The organism is Streptomyces lichenis (assembly GCF_023218175.1).
GTDB classification, from domain to species: Bacteria; Actinomycetota; Actinomycetes; order Streptomycetales; family Streptomycetaceae; genus Streptomyces; species Streptomyces lichenis.
This window is the reverse complement of sequence record NZ_JALPTH010000003.1, coordinates 246,749-261,066: the sequence shown is the minus strand read 5'-3', so window position 1 is coordinate 261,066 and position 14,318 is coordinate 246,749. Positions and strand designations below refer to the sequence as shown.

Below are 14,318 nucleotides of genomic sequence, written 5' to 3'. Positions count from 1 at the left end.
TCAGAAGGATACCTAAGGTACGTATCTGGTGCCGGGCCTGGCTCGGCGGAAGGGGTCACATCATGCCGCGTACACCTCGAAACGACCGCCGCGTGCTCATCTCCGGGGCCAGCATCGCGGGGCCGGCGCTCGCCTACTGGCTCGACCGGTACGGCTTCGAGGTGACCGTCGTGGAGAAGGCCGCCGCCGTGCGGGGAGGGGGGTACGCGGTGGACATCCGGGGCACCGCCCGGGAGGTGGTGGATCGGATGGGGCTGCTGCCGCGTCTGCGCGAGGCGCATGTCGGCACCCAGCGGATCACCTTCGTGGACGTGGAGGGCGAGGTGATCGGCTCGTTCGAACCGGAGCAGGTGACCGGCGGGCACGCCGGGCTGGACCTGGAGGTCCGGCGCGGGGACCTGGCCGACGCGCTCCACACCCCGCTGCGGGACCGGGTGGAGTTCCTGTTCCGCGACTCGATCGCCGCGTTGGAGGAGGACGGGGAAGGGGTAGAGGTCGTGCTGGACAGCGGGGTCCGACGCCGCTTCGACCTGGTGATCGGCGCGGACGGGCTGCATTCGAACACCCGTCGGCTGGTGCTCGGTCCCGAGGAGCCCTTCCATCACTACCTCGGGCATGTCTTCGCCGGCTTCACCCTGCCGAACGAGTTCGGGCTCGCCCATGAGGCGCGCGTCTGGAACGAGCCGGGGCGCACCGCGGCCCTCTACGCCCATGAGCCGTCCGAGCCGGTGCACGGCTTCCTCACCTTCGCCCGGGAGGACCCGCCGTTCGAGGCGTTCCGGGACCCGAAGGCGCAGCGCGACCTGGTCGCGGAGAGCTTCCCGTACCAGGGGTGGCACGTACCGCGCCTGGTGGCGGCGATGCGGGAGGCCGACGACCTGTTCTTCGACGTGGTGAGCCAGATACACCTGCCCGCCTGGTCGCGTGGCCGGGTCGCGCTGGCGGGCGACGCGGCGCACGCGACCTCGTTCCTCTCCGGCCAGGGGTCGAGCGTCGCGCTGGTGGGGGCGTACATCCTGGCGGGGGAGCTGGCCGTGCACGACGACCATGGCGCGGCCTTCGTGGCGTACGAGGAGCGGATGCGGCCCTTCGCCGAGCGCAACCAGGCCTTGGCCGACGCCGGGGGCACGGTGGTGACGCCGACGACGCGGGAGCAGCTCGATGCCCGTAACGCGGTGTTGAGGGGACGGGGGTCCGCTGCGAGCGGGCTGGTGACGGAGGGGGCGGAGGAGGGGCGCGCGGCGCACTCGGGGCTGGTGCTGCCCGACTACGCGGAGGCGATCGGAGCGGTGGCGGGGGACTGAGCGGCCCCGGCCGGGGGCGCCGCCCGCATCGCTGGGACCGCCTCCGCCAGCGCCTCCCGCCAGTCCCGTAGCGGCGCGAGCCCGGCTTCCGCCCAGCGGGCGTGGCCGAGGACGCTGTAGGCCGGGCGGGCGGCGGGGCGCGGGTAGGCGTCGCTCGTGGTGGGGCGGACCCGGTCCGGGTCGGCGCCGGCCAGGCGGAACACCTCGCGGGCCAGCTCGTACCAGGACGCCTGGCCCGAGGCGGTGCCGTGGTAGATCCCGCCGGGCGCGCCGGAGCGGGCCAGGGCGATCAGCTGCCCGGCCAGGTCGGCGGTCCAGGTGGGCTGGCCGACCTGGTCGGTGACCACGTCCACGTAGGGGCGGGCCCGCTCCAGGTCGAGCATGGTGCGGACGAAGTTCCGGCCCCCGGCCCCGTACAGCCAGGCGGTACGGAGTACGTAGCCGCGCTCGGGCAGTAGGTCGCGTACCGCCCGTTCGCCCACCAGCTTGGTGCGGCCGTAGGCGGAGCGGGGCGCGGGCGCGGCGGACTCCGGGTAGGGGGCGGTGGCGTCGCCCGCGAAGACGTAGTCGGTGGAGAGGTGCACCAGGGTCGCGCCGGACTCGGCGCAGGCGGCGGCCAGATGGCGTACCGCCGTGCCGTTGACCGCCAGCGCCTCCGGCTCCCGGGACTCGGCGTCGTCCACGGCCGTCCAGGCGGCGCAGTTGACGACCTGGTGGGGGCGGAGGGCCGCTACAGCTGCCCGTACGGCCGGCGCGTCGGTGAGGTCGAGGGCGGTGCGGTCCAGGGCCACCGCGTCCTCGCCGAGGGGGGCGAGCGCGGCGAGGACGTCCCGGGCGAGCATTCCGGAGGCGCCGGTGACCAGCCAGCTCATCGGGAAGCCTCCGCCGGACGGGTCAGCAGCGGGCCCCACCAGTCGCGGTGGCGCCGGTACCAGGCGACCGTCTCGGCCAGGCCCTTGGCGAAGTCCGTGCCGGGGCGGTAGTCCAGCTCCTCGCGGATCTTCGTCCAGTCCACCGAGTAGCGGCGGTCATGGCCCTTGCGGTCCTCGACGTGGACCACCTGGGACCAGTCCGCGCCGCAGGCGCCGACGAGCAGGGTGGTCAGCTCGCGGTTGGTCAGCTCGGTGCCGCCGCCGATGTTGTAGACCTCGCCCGCCCGGCCCCGTACCCGTACCGCCTCCACCGCCCGGACATGGTCGTCCACGTGCAGCCAGTCCCGGACGTTCGAGCCGTCGCCGTAGAGCGGGACCGTGCCGCCCTCCAGCAGACGGGTGGTGAACAGCGGGATGACCTTCTCGGGGAACTGGTACGGCCCGTAGTTGTTGGAGCAGCGGGTGACGCGGACGTCCAGGCCGTGGGTGCGGTGGTAGGCGAGGGCGAGCAGGTCGGCGGAGGCCTTGGAGGCGGCGTAGGGGGAGTTGGGGGCCAGCGGCTCGGACTCGGTCCAGGAGCCGGTGTCGATGGAGCCGTACACCTCGTCGGTGGAGATGTGGACGAAGGCGCGCATCCGGTGGCGCAGGGCCGCGTCCAGGAGGGTCTGGGTGCCGAGGACGTTGGTGCGGACGAACTCCGCCGCGCCCAGGATCGAGCGGTCCACGTGGGACTCGGCGGCGAAGTGGACCAGGTCGTCGTGGTCGGCGGCGAGGCGGTCCACCAGGTCGGCGTCGCGGATGTCGCCGTGGACGAAGGTGAGGGCGGGGTGGTCGGCGACGGGGGCGAGGTTGGCCCGGTTGCCGGCGTAGGTGAGGCGGTCCAGGACGGTGACGGAGACGTCATCCGGGCCGGTGGGGCCGAGCAGGGTCCGGACGTAGTGCGAGCCGATGAATCCGGCGCCGCCGGTGACCAGAACGCGGGATCGGGACTTCTCAGGGAGGGTCATGAGGAGATCTGCACCTTGCTGTGGTCGCCCAGGACCAGCCGGTGTGCGGCCGGGATGGGGGGAGCGGGGGTGATTTCGACGTTACGCCCGATGAGGGAGGCTTCGACCCGCCCCACGCCGTGCACACTGGAGCCGCTGAGGACGATGGAGTACTCGATCTCGCTGTCGGTGATCCGGCAGTCCTCGGCGATCGAGGTGGACGGGCCGATGTAGGAGTTGGCGACGGTGGAGCCCGCGCCGATGACCACCGGGCCGACGATCCGCGAGCCGCGCACGGTGGCCCCGGCGCCGATCGACACCCGGCCGATGATCTCCGTGGCGGCGTCCACCGTGCCTTCGTTCGAGGGGGGAAGCAGCTCCAGCACGCTCCGGTTGACCTCCAGCATGTCGGCGACGTTGCCGGTGTCCTTCCAGTAGCCGGAGACGATGGTGGAGGTCACCGTGCGCCGGTGGTCGATCAGCCACTGAAGCGCGTCGGTGATCTCCAACTCCCCGCGCGGGGAAGGGGAGATGGCGCGGACGGCCTGGTGGATCGCCGGACTGAAGAGGTAGACCCCGACCAGGGCGAGGTCGCTGCGCGGGGCGGCGGGCTTCTCCTCCAGCCGCACCACCCGCCCCTCCAGGTCCAGTTCGGCGACGCCGAAGGCGCGCGGGTCGGGGACCTTGGTGAGCAGGATGCGGGCGTCCGGGCGGGTGGCGCGGAACTCCCGCACCAGGTCGGTGATCCCGCCGACCACGAAGTTGTCCCCGAGGTACATCGCGAAGTCGTCCTCGCCGAGGAAGTCCCGGGCGATCAGCACCGCGTGGGCCAGTCCCAGCGGGGCGGCCTGCGGGAGGTAGGTGACCTCCAGCCCGAAGCGGGAGCCGTCGCCGACGGCGGCCCGGATCTCCTCGGCGGTGTCCCCGACGATGATCCCGACCTCGCGGATCCCGGCGGCGGCGATGGCCTCCAGGCCGTAGAAGAGCACCGGCTTGTTGGCGACCGGGACGAGCTGCTTGGCCGAGGTGTGGGTGATGGGGCGCAGCCGGGTGCCCGCGCCGCCGGAGAGTACGAGTGCTTTCACTGCTTGCCTGCCTGCCCTGGCCACCGGGTGGGCCGTCGCGTGATCGGCGTGATGTGTGTTTATGGGTTAAGTGTGTTTATGGGTGGTGGTTCGTAGGGGCTCGCTCGCGGCACCGCGTGGTGCCGTTGGTATGCCGTTGTTATTGCTACGTTCGCACCATGAACGGCCGAATGTCAGTTATGTCCGGATCTGAGCGTAGGGCGTGGCTCCTGGTCGCCGGAGTCGCGACGGCCGCGTTCCTCGCCAAGATGGCCCTGGCCGCCCAGACCCGGGGGCCCGCCGACGTACGCTTCTTCTGGGGATTCGCCCGGGCCATCGCCCGCACCGACCCGGTCCGCGTCTACGCCGAGCCGCTGCCCTGGCTACCGGTCTACAACCACCCGCCGCTGGCGAGCTGGATGCTGCTGGTGATGGAGAAGCTGGCCCAGCTGCACGTCCCCTGGCGGCCGTTGATCCGCTTCCCGGCCTGCCTCGCCGACCTGGTCACCGTGCTGCTGGTGTACGCCATCGTCCGGCGGCGCGCCTCACTGCGTACCGCCGTGCTGTGCGCCCTCGGCGCCGCCCTCTGCCCGGTCCTGGTCGCCACCAGCGGCTACCACGGCAACACCGACTCGGTCGCCGTGATGTTCGCCTTCGCCGCCGCCTGGCTGCTGGTCGACCGGAGGATGCCGCTCGCCGCCGGGCTCGCCGCCACCCTCTGCGTCAGCGTCAAACTCATCCCCATCGTCGCCGTGCCGCTGCTCTTCGCGGCCGCCTGGCGGCTGGGCGGACGCCGGGCCCTGGCCCGGTTCACCGTCGGCTCCGGGGCACTGTTCGCGCTGGTCTGGGGCCCGCCGCTGCTCCTGGTCCCCGGCGGGCTGAAGGCCAACGTCCTCGAATACGCGGGCGGGAACTTCAGCTTCTGGGGCATCGTCAGGTTCGCCCGCTGGGGCGGGGTGCCCGAACCGTACGTCCAGCTGCTGCGCGGCGAGGGGCACTGGCTGATCGTCGCCGCGATCATGGCCGTCGGCGTCTGGCTCGCCTGGCGGCGCCCCGCCGACACCCCGTACGCCGTCGCCGTCACCCTCGCCCTGCTCCTGCTGCTCTCCACCGCCTCCGGCGTCCAGTACCTCGCCTGGCCCGCCGCCGGACTCTTCGTCATCGGGCTCTGGCAGGGCCTGGCGTACGGGATCACCGTCGGCGCGGTCACCGCCTCCGTCTACTCCGGGCAGCGCCCCGTCCACTGGACCACCACCGAGATGGCCTTCGGGGCCCTCGGGTGGGCGGTGCTGGCGGCCTGCGTCGTCTCCGCGCTGCTCCCGGCGGCGGTACGCGCGGCAGCGGCGGCCGGACTACGGGATGTCTTCTGTGACGCGTTGCGGGACGCCGTACGGGCCCGGCGGCGCGGCGGCACGGCCTGGGCCCCGTACGAGCCCCACCTCCCCGGCTCACACCCGCGCGTTCCCGCGCCGCCCCATGCCCGGGCTCACGACCACCCCCTGACCCGTACCAGCCCCACCGGAGAGTGAGGAAGACCGTGACCGAAGTCCACGCCGGAGTCGGCGGAACCGGGGCCACGCCCACCGAGGGCCACGTCCCGGGCAGCCGCAGCAGCACCGAGGCAGCACTCCAGGGCCCCGGTGGGCCCGCCGCCCCGGGCACGGCCGAACCCCGCATCGGCATCCTGGTGGTCGCGTACAACGCCGAGACCACCCTCGAACGCACCCTCGACCGCATCCCCGCCGACTTCCGCCCCCGCATCGCCGAGATCCTCATCCTCGACGACGCCAGCCACGACGCCACCTTCACCGCCGGCACCCGCTGGTCCCAACTGGACGGCATGCCGCCGACCGTGGTCATGCGGCACACCAAGAACCTCGGCTACGGCGGCAACCAGAAGGCCGGCTACCGGCTCGCCGCCGAACGCGGCCTCGACATCGTCGTCCTGCTCCACGGCGACGGGCAGTACGCCCCCGAGATGCTGCCGCAGATGGTCGAACCCCTGGTCCGCGGCGAATGCGAGGCCGTCTTCGGCTCCCGGATGATGCGCCCCGGCGACGCCCTGCGCGGTGGGATGCCGCTCTACAAGTGGCTCGGCAACCGGGTGCTCACCCGGCTGGAGAACGGCCTGCTCGGCTCCGAGCTCACCGAGTTCCACTCCGGCTACCGCGCCTACCGGGTCGACGCCCTGCGCCGCCTGCCCATCGAGCGCAACACCGACGACTTCGACTTCGACACCCAGATCATCGTCCAGCTCGCCGACGCCGGGATGCGCATCCGCGAGATTCCCATCCCCACCTACTACGGCGACGAGATCTGCTACGTCAACGGGATGCGGTACGCCAAGGACGTGGTCAAGGACGTGGTGGAGTACCGGCTCGCGAAGAAGGGCTTCGGCACCTGCGACTGGATCCCCAAGCCCGCCGCGTACGCCTTCAAGGAGGGCGACGGCTCCTCGCACGCCGTCATCCTCGCCGCCCTGCGGCGCCTCCCGCCCGGCCGGGTGCTGGACGTCGGCTGCTCCGGCGGCCTCTTCGCCGAACGCCTGGAAGCCCTCGGCCACACCGTCACCGGTGTCGACTGCGTCGAGATCGACGGGGTGAAGGCCCGCTGCTCCGGCGGCTTCCACCTGGCCGACCTGGAGGACGGGCTCCCGGCGGCGGTCGGCGGCGGCTACGACTACGTGGTCGCCGGGGACGTCGTCGAACACGTCTCCCGCCCCGAACGGCTCCTCGCCGAACTGCGCGGCGTGCTGCGCCCCGACGGGCGCGTCCTGCTCTCCGTCCCCAACTTCGGCCACTGGTACTCGCGGCTGCGGGTCGCCCTCGGCGCGTTCGACTACGACCGGCGCGGCATCCTGGACGAGACCCATCTGCGCTTCTTCAGCCGCGCCAGCCTGCGCCGCACCGTCCGCTCCGCCGGGTACGACGTGCTCTCGCTCGGCGCCACCGGCGCGCCCTTCTGGTCCGTGCTCGGCGGCGGCCCCGCGGCCACCGCGCTGAGCGGCGCGTCCGCACTGCTGACCCGCCTCCGGCCGACCCTCTTCGGCTACCAGTACGTCGCACTGCTCACCCCGCATGCGGCCCGCACGCTCATCGCTGGGGAGCACATCGATGTCCAGGACGTCCTCAACCGCCAGTACGTCCCCGAGGACCGCGCCCGCCCTTCCACCCGGGTCTGACGGAGCCGGTCCCGTTACGGAGGCCGACGGGGCCGGCGCCAGCGCGGGGCCCGCCCCCGTGGCGGCACCCCGTCCCCGTACCCCGCCCGCTTCCCCTCCCCCCGCCCCGTCCTCCGTTCCCGCGCCCGGAAGGCGGTCCGCCTTGACCCTGTCCAGCCTGCTGCTCCTGCTCTTCGCCGTGTTCTCCTCGGCGGCCGGGCAGGTCATGCTCAAGCACGGCATGAAGACCGCCGCCGCCACCGCCGCGGCGGCCGGCGGCTCCCTCGCCGCACGGGCCGCCACCACCCCGTGGGTGATCGTCGGCCTGACCGTCTTCGCAGCCTCCGCCGTCGCCTGGATGTCCACCCTGGCCCGGGTGCCGCTGTCGATCGCCTATCCCTTCAACGCCCTCGGCTACCTCGTCGTGGTCCTCGCCGCCGTCGGCCTGCTCGGCGAGCGCACCTCGCCCTGGACCTGGGCCGGCTCGCTGCTCGTGGTGGCCGGCCTGGTCACTGTCTTCTGCGGCCAGCGGAGCTAGCCCCCTGGCCGACCAGGGCCCCACCGATCCGACCCGACTCGCGAAGGAGGCGGCCCGCCGCCATGCCCACCCTCAGCGTCATCGTGTCCGGCCCGGCGCCCCTGGGGCGGTTCCGGGCCTGCCTGGACAGCCTCACCACCCAGCACTCCGACACCCTGGACCTCGTGGTGGCCGTCCCCGGGGACGACCCGGCCGCCCTCGCCCTCGCCGCCCGCCGCGAGCTGGCCGACTCCCGGCTCACCGTCCTCACCGTGCCCGCCGGGACCACGGCCGCCGCCGCCCGCGCCACCGCCGTCCGGTCGGCGCGCGGGCAGTACGTGCAGTTCCTCGACCCGGCCACCGACCGCCTCCCGGCCGGGGCCGCGGACGCGCTCGCCGAGCGGCTGCTCAGCCGGAAGGCCCCCGCCCCCGACGTCCTGCTCTGCGACCACCTCACCGCCCACTGGTGGGACCCCGCCGTGCCCAGCACCGCCACCGACCTGCTCACCTCGGCCCCGGCCACCACCACCCTGGCCGACCACCCCGAACTGCTGGACGTCCCCCCGCTCCTCGGCGACCGGGTGATCCGCCGGGGGCTGCTCACCGAGCACCCCGGGCTGCTGGACACCGACGGGCACGACGCGCTCTATCTGTCGTACGCGGTCCTGCTGCTGGCCCGGACGGCCGCCCGCTGCGGCACCGCCGCCCTGGTCCGCCACCGCGACCGCCCCACCCAGCCCGGCAGCGGGGCCGCGACGCCCCTCGCCGTCTTCGGCCAGTACGAGGCGCTGCACCAGCTCGCGGTGGCGGCCGACGCGCCCGCCGCCGTCCGGGCCCGGCTCTACGACCGGATGACCGCCGACTACCTGGCCACCCTGGCCCGCCGCGAGGAGCTGCCGCCCGCGCTGATCAGGGAGTTCTTCGGCCGCGCCGCCCGGCACACCGCCGAGTACCGCCCCGCCGGACACCCCCGCCCCGGCGGGCTCGACGGCGTCCGGCACCTGCTGCTGGCCCGCGACCTCCCCCTCGGCTACCGGCTGCTCCGCACCGCCAACGACCGCCGCCGCACCGCTCGTTCGCTCGCCGGCGCGGGGGCCGGACGGGCCACCGCCGCCCGTACCGCCCTCCGGCGCCGGATCGCCCTCGCCCGCCCGCTCGACGCCGACCTGGCCGTCTTCTCCGCGTACTGGGGGCGCGGGGTGGCCTGCAACCCGGCGGCCATCGCCGCCGAGCTCGCCGAACTCGCGCCCGACATCCGCCGGGTGTGGGTGGTGGAGGCCGAACACGTCGAGCTGCTGCCGCCCGGCACCGACCATGTGGTGCCCGGCAGCCGCCGCCACGCCGAGGTGCTGGCCCGCGCCAAGTACCTGGTCAACAACGTCAACTTCCCCGACGGGGTGCGCAAACGGCCCGGCAGCGTGCACATCCAGACCCACCACGGCACCCCGCTCAAGCACATGGGCGTCGACCTCCACGACCACCCCGCCGCCGCCCGGGGCCTGGACTTCGACAAGCTGCTGGAGCGGGTGGACCGCTGGGACTTCAGCCTCTCCGCCAACCCGCACTCCACCGAGGTCTGGCAGCGCGCCTACCCCTCCGGCCACCAGTCGCTCGACTACGGCTATCCGCGCAACGACGTCTACTACCGGGCCACTTCCGCCGACGTCCGCGCCGCCCGCGCCCGCCTGGGCCTCGCCCCCGGCACCCGCGCCCTGCTCTACGCGCCCACCCACCGCGACCACGAGGCCCGCCCCGTGCCCCGCCTCGACCTCCACCGCCTGGCCGAGGAGCTGGGCGAGGACACCGTGCTCCTGGTGCGCGGCCACTACTTCCACGCCCCCGACCCCTGGCCCGCCGGGCCCCGGGGCGCCCACCCCCGGGTGCTGGACGTGACCGGGTGGGACCCGGTGGAGGACCTGGCGCTCGCCGCCGACGCGCTGGTCACCGACTACTCGTCGATCATGTTCGACTACGCCAACCTGGACCGGCCCATCGTGCTGCTCGCCGACGACTGGGACACCTACCGGGCCGTGCGCGGGGTCTACTTCGACATCACGGCCGATCCACCCGGGCCGGTCGCCCGCGGCCAGGACGAGCTGACGGCCGTGCTGACGGACGGCGGCTGGTGCGACGAGGCCGCCGCCAAGCTGCGGCACGACTTCCGGCTGCGGTTCTGCGCCTACGACGACGGGCGGGCCGCCGAGCGGGTGGTGCGCCGGGTCTTCCTCGGCGAGGGCGAGGAGAGCCTGCCCCCGGTGCTGCCCCTGGCCCGCCGCACCCCGGCCCCCACCCCCGAGGAGGCCGCACGCGAAGCCGCCCCCGTGGCGAACCAGGAGGCCTCCCGATGACCGCCGCCCACGGCCTGACCCTCCCCGATGTGACCGTCATCGTCATCGTGTACGACGACGCCGAGCGGCTGCCCCGGGCGATCGCCTCGGTGCGGGCGCAGACCCACCGGGACCTGGACATCCTGGTGGTGGACGACCACTCCGCGGACGCCACCCCGCAGGTGGCCGCCGAGCTGGCGGCGCGGGACCCCCGCATCCGGGTGCTGCGGCTGGAGCGGAACAGCGGCGGGTGCAGTGTGCCCCGCAACCGGGGGCTGGCCGAGGCCCGCACCCCGTTCGTGATGTTCCTGGACAGTGACGACGAACTGCCGCCCAGAGCAGTGGAGTTGCTGCTGGCGGCACATGGAGGCCACGCCGAGGAGGGTTACGCCGACTTCACCATGGGGGCCGTGGAGCGGGTGCGGCCGGGCGGCGGGGCGGTCTCGCGCTGGATGCCCGCGCTGTTCCGGCAGCGGCGCACGGTGCGCGGGATCGAGGACGAGCCGGGGCTGCTGTTCGAGCCGCTGTCCACCAACAAGATGTACCGCCGGGAGTTCCTGGACCGGCACGGGCTGCGCTTCCCCGAGGGCCTGCACTACGAGGACCAGCTCTTCAGCGCCCAGGCCTACACCCTGGCCCGGGCGCTGCGGGTGATCACCGAGCCGGTCTACCGCTGGTACGTGGACTCCACGGCCCGTCCGGGCGCGGCGACCATCTCCAACCGCCGCCATCTGATGGCCAACGTCCGCGACCGGGTGGCCATCGCCCGCCGGATCGACGCCTTCCTCGCCGAGCAGGGCGTCTCGCTCGCGGTGCGCCGGGAGCGGGACTTCAAGTTCCTCTCGCACGATCTGCGGCTGTACGCGGGCGACCTGCCGTACCGGGAGACGGAGTGGGTGGCCCAGTTCGCCGCCGAGGTGCTGCCATGTGTGGAGCCGCTGTCGGCGGACGCGTTCGAGCGGCTGGGGCGGGTGGACCGGGCGGTGCTGGGGCTGCTGCGGGAGGGGCGGTACGAGGAGGCCCGGCAGGCGGCGCGCGGGCTCGCCCACGAGGTCGGTCCGCGTGAGACGGCCACCGGGCCGGACGGGCGGGTCTACTGGGGCGACCGGGTGCCCGACACGGTGGCGGCCCGCGCCGATCTGGACGTGACGGAATGGGACCTGCCCGGCTGCCCGTTCACGGCGGCCCGGTTCCGGCACGAGATCACCGCCGTGGAGCCGGACCGGGCCGACGGCGCGGTCGAGTTGGCGATCCGGACGTACGACCCGGGGCTGCGGCTGCCGCTGGCCCCGCTCGCCGCCCGCCTCCATCTCGCCCCCGCCGGGCGGTGGTTCACCGTGCCACTGCGGATGGACCCGGCCGGACGCGGGGTCTTCACCGGGACGGTACGGCTCCGCCCGGCCGACGCCGCCCTTCCCGCGTACGGCTTCCGGGGCGTGCGCCACCCGGTGCTGGAGCTGCTGCGGGGCAGCGGCCCCGGGCGGCGCGGCAACACCGGGGTGCTGCTCGCCCCGCTGGACTTCGCCCCCTTCGAGCTGCCCGGCGCCGCCCGCCACCGGGTCCTGGTCGAGCCCGAGGGCCGGGGCGCCGGCCGCCTGCAACTGCGCTGGCGCCCGGACGGGGCGATGGGCCGGCTGCTCACCCCCGTACTGCGCCCCGATCCGGTACGGCGGGCGGCCCGTCTCCTGGTACGGGGATGAGGCCGACCGTACGGGGGTGAGGGCGGCCGTACGGGGGTGAGGGCGGTCAGTCCGGGCGGGGGGCCGGGAAGACGGGGGCGGCGGCCGGGGGGTCGGTGGGGACGTGGGCCTTACCGGCCGCCGGGCCGCCGACCGGGACCTCGGCGGGTTGGGTGTCTCGGGGGCGGTTGAGGGCTCCGAGGGCGGGGGCGGGGCGGCGGGCGTCCAGGGGGGTGGCGGGGGGCAGGGTCTCGGGGGGTTCGCCGAGGAAGAGGTGGCGGACCACCCGCTCGGCGGCCCGGCCGTCCTCGTGGGGGCAGAAGCGGGCCCGGAAGGCGGCGCGGAGGCGGGCGGCGCGGGCGTCCCGCCAGCGGTCGGAGGTGAGGAGGGCGATCAGCTCGTCCTCGTCGTGGGCGACGGCGCCGGGCGGGCAGGCGGTGATGTCGAGGTAGGTGCCGCGGGCCGCCCGGTAGGCCTGGTCGTCGGGGAGGTGCAGCACGATCGGCCGGTCCAGGGCCGCGTAGTCGAACATCAGGGAGGAGTAGTCGGTGAGGAGGGCGTCGGAGGCGAGGCAGAGGCGTTCGACGGAGGGGTGGGCGGAGACGTCGATGATCCTGGGGTCGGTCCAGGTCAGCGGGGTGCCGTGGGTGGGGTGGGGGCGGGCCAGCACGGTGTGGCCGGGGCCGAGCACGGCCAGCAGCCGGTCCAGGTCCAGCAGCTGGGGCTGGGGGTGGACGTAGTCGCGGTGGGTGGGCGCGTAGAGGAGCGCGGTGTGGCCCTCGGGGATGCCGAGGGACTCGCGGAGCAGCGCCACCTCGGTGGCGGTGGCGCGGTGGAAGAGGTCGGCGCGGGGACTGCCGTACTCCAGCAGCCGGTACGCGGCCGGATAGACCCGCTGCCAGACCAGGCTGGAGTGGCGGTTGGCGGAGAGCAGGTGGTCCCAGCCGTCCACCGCGGCGAGCAGCCGGGTGAAGTCCATGGTGCGGGCGGCGGCCGGGCGGTGCATCAGGTCCAGGCCCATGTGCTTGAGCGGGGTGCCGTGCTGGGTCTGGAGCAGCAGCTGGCCGCGCCGTTTGACCAGCCGGCGGTCGAAGTTGACGTTGTTGACCAGGTAGCGGGAGCGGGCCAGCGCGGTCCAGTAGGCGGCGGTGCCGGGGGCGATCCGCCGGGTGCCGGGCGGCACGGTGTGGGCGTGCGCCGGGTCGCAGATCCAGCCGGTGCGGATGTGCGGGGCGAGTTCGCGCACCCGTTCCTCGATGGCGGCGGGGGAGCAGGCGTACCCCCGGTGCCAGTAGGCGGCGAAGACGGCCCGGTCGGGGCGGACGGGGAGGAGCAGCTGGGTGCGGTAGTGGAGCTGGAGCAGGGCACCGCGGGTGAGGTGGGTGAGGGCGGCGGTGTGGTGGAGGGCGGCCTTGAGCAGGGTGCGGGCGGCGACCAGGGCGGTGAAGGCGCGGCGGCTGCCCAGCCGGACCAGGGCGTGCCGCAGCCGGGTGGTGGCGCCCGGGGTGGCGCCGGGGGTGCGGTAGCGGCGGTAGTGGGCGCGGGCGCGGCGGAAGAACCGGGCCCGGGAGCCGCGCGGCAGCCGGCCGGGGGCGGTGAAGACGGAGGTGAAGTGGTCGGCCATCCGGCGGAAGAGCACCGGCCGCCAGCGGGCCAGCTCGGGCCGGGAGTCCAGGAAGGCGAAGACCCGGTCGTACTGGTCGAACAGCTCGAAGTGGCGGACGCTGGTGGTGCGCAGGATGGAGCCGGTGCGGCGCTGCCGGTAGTGGACGCAGACCCGGTCCAGGGTGGCGATGGTCCCGGCGGCCATCAGCGCCGGGTAGGTCCACGGGGTGTCCTCGTAGAAGCCGGGCGGGAAGGTGAAGCCCTCGCGGGTCAGGAAGTCGCGGCGGTAGGCCTTGTTCCAGACCACCATCAGCACCCGCAGCAGCCCGGGGCGGTCGGTGAGCGGGAAGGGGGCGGGGCCGTCCTGGTGGAGATAGGTCCGGAACTCGTGGCGGACGGTCTCCCCGGACCAGTACACCCGGGCGTAGTCGAAGACCAGCAGCTCCGGGTCGCCGGTCTGCTCCAGCCGCTCGGCGACGGCCCGCAGCGCCCCGGGGACGAAGGTGTCGTCGCCGTCGAGGAAGAGCACGTAATCGCCGGTGGCCCGGGCCAGTCCGGCGTTGCGGGCGGGGCCCAGACCGGTGTTCGCGGGGAGGTGGACGGCGACGACCCGGCGGTCCCGGGCCGCGTACTCGTCGATGACGGTGCCGCAGCCGTCGGGGGAGCAGTCGTCGACGGCGATCAGCTCCAGGTCGTCGAACGACTGGCTGAGCACCGACTCCAGGCACTCGGGCAGATAGGCCTGGACCTCGTACGCGGGAACGATCACGCTGAACCGGGGCATGGACCCAGAACGCCCGTCGG

General features: G+C 74.2%; 10 protein-coding genes. 6 read left to right on the top strand and 4 right to left on the bottom strand.

All coding sequences use genetic code 11. From position 1 onward, the window contains the following. The first annotated feature begins 62 nt into the window (after nt 1-62). Nucleotides 63-1,304: an FAD-dependent monooxygenase gene (locus M1O15_RS04795; protein WP_248631924.1), complete on the top strand. Its 1,242-nt coding sequence runs from the start codon at nt 63-65 to the stop codon at nt 1,302-1,304. Here the strand turns inward: M1O15_RS04795 and rfbD are convergent. The 3 genes from rfbD to M1O15_RS04780 are packed head-to-tail and all read right to left on the bottom strand — an operon-like array spanning nt 1,268 to nt 4,247. Beyond that, entirely contained in the window at nt 1,268-2,176 is a 909-nt protein-coding gene (gene rfbD, locus M1O15_RS04790) for a dTDP-4-dehydrorhamnose reductase (RefSeq protein ID WP_248631922.1), read from the bottom strand. The two genes, M1O15_RS04795 and rfbD, sit on opposite strands and share 37 nt — an antisense overlap. After that, nucleotides 2,173-3,183, bottom strand: a complete 1,011-nt coding sequence (gene rfbB, locus M1O15_RS04785; RefSeq protein ID WP_248631920.1) for a dTDP-glucose 4,6-dehydratase — start codon at nt 3,181-3,183, stop codon at nt 2,173-2,175. Before rfbB ends, rfbD begins: the two co-directional genes overlap by 4 nt. Continuing rightward, nucleotides 3,180-4,247 (bottom strand): glucose-1-phosphate thymidylyltransferase, encoded by a 1,068-nt coding sequence (locus M1O15_RS04780; protein ID WP_248631918.1) that lies wholly within the window; start codon nt 4,245-4,247, stop codon nt 3,180-3,182. Before M1O15_RS04780 ends, rfbB begins: the two co-directional genes overlap by 4 nt. 179 nt (nt 4,248-4,426) lie before the next feature. Here M1O15_RS04780 and M1O15_RS04775 point away from each other — a divergent pair, with 179 nt between their 5' ends. The 5 genes from M1O15_RS04775 (at nt 4,427) to M1O15_RS04755 (ending at nt 11,930) form a co-directional block, all read left to right on the top strand. Beyond that, nucleotides 4,427-5,755: a glycosyltransferase family 39 protein gene (locus M1O15_RS04775; RefSeq protein WP_248631916.1), complete on the top strand. Its 1,329-nt coding sequence runs from the start codon at nt 4,427-4,429 to the stop codon at nt 5,753-5,755. Nucleotides 5,756-5,913: 158 nt separating this feature from the next. After that, nucleotides 5,914-7,407: a methyltransferase domain-containing protein gene (locus tag M1O15_RS04770; RefSeq protein ID WP_308282226.1), complete on the top strand. Its 1,494-nt coding sequence runs from the start codon at nt 5,914-5,916 to the stop codon at nt 7,405-7,407. 142 nt (nt 7,408-7,549) lie between these two features. Next, nucleotides 7,550-7,924 (top strand): DMT family transporter, encoded by a 375-nt coding sequence (locus M1O15_RS04765; protein ID WP_248631912.1) that lies wholly within the window; start codon nt 7,550-7,552, stop codon nt 7,922-7,924. Between the two features lie 62 nt (nt 7,925-7,986). Beyond that, nucleotides 7,987-10,251: a CDP-glycerol glycerophosphotransferase family protein gene (locus M1O15_RS04760; protein WP_248631911.1), complete on the top strand. Its 2,265-nt coding sequence runs from the start codon at nt 7,987-7,989 to the stop codon at nt 10,249-10,251. Then, nucleotides 10,248-11,930, top strand: a complete 1,683-nt coding sequence (locus tag M1O15_RS04755) for a glycosyltransferase family 2 protein (protein WP_248631909.1) — start codon at nt 10,248-10,250, stop codon at nt 11,928-11,930. The genes M1O15_RS04760 and M1O15_RS04755 overlap by 4 nt, the downstream gene beginning before the upstream one ends. 46 nt (nt 11,931-11,976) lie before the next feature. Here M1O15_RS04755 and M1O15_RS04750 read toward each other — a convergent pair whose 3' ends face one another. Continuing rightward, nucleotides 11,977-14,298, bottom strand: a complete 2,322-nt coding sequence (locus M1O15_RS04750; protein ID WP_248631907.1) for a bifunctional glycosyltransferase/CDP-glycerol:glycerophosphate glycerophosphotransferase — start codon at nt 14,296-14,298, stop codon at nt 11,977-11,979. Nucleotides 14,299-14,318: the final 20 nt, after the last annotated feature.

Bases quoted from the DNA above. Each gene is read 5' to 3' on its own strand.
- rfbB (WP_248631920.1), bottom strand. From the start codon at position 3,183: ATGACCCTCCCTGAGAAGTCCCGATCCCGCGTTCTGGTCACCGGCGGC.
- M1O15_RS04795 (WP_248631924.1), top strand. From the start codon at position 63: ATGCCGCGTACACCTCGAAACGACCGCCGCGTGCTCATCTCCGGGGCC.
- rfbD (WP_248631922.1), bottom strand. From the start codon at position 2,176: ATGAGCTGGCTGGTCACCGGCGCCTCCGGAATGCTCGCCCGGGACGTC.
- M1O15_RS04775 (WP_248631916.1), top strand. From the start codon at position 4,427: ATGTCCGGATCTGAGCGTAGGGCGTGGCTCCTGGTCGCCGGAGTCGCG.
- M1O15_RS04755 (WP_248631909.1), top strand. From the start codon at position 10,248: ATGACCGCCGCCCACGGCCTGACCCTCCCCGATGTGACCGTCATCGTC.
- M1O15_RS04750 (WP_248631907.1), bottom strand. From the start codon at position 14,298: ATGCCCCGGTTCAGCGTGATCGTTCCCGCGTACGAGGTCCAGGCCTAT.
- M1O15_RS04760 (WP_248631911.1), top strand. From the start codon at position 7,987: ATGCCCACCCTCAGCGTCATCGTGTCCGGCCCGGCGCCCCTGGGGCGG.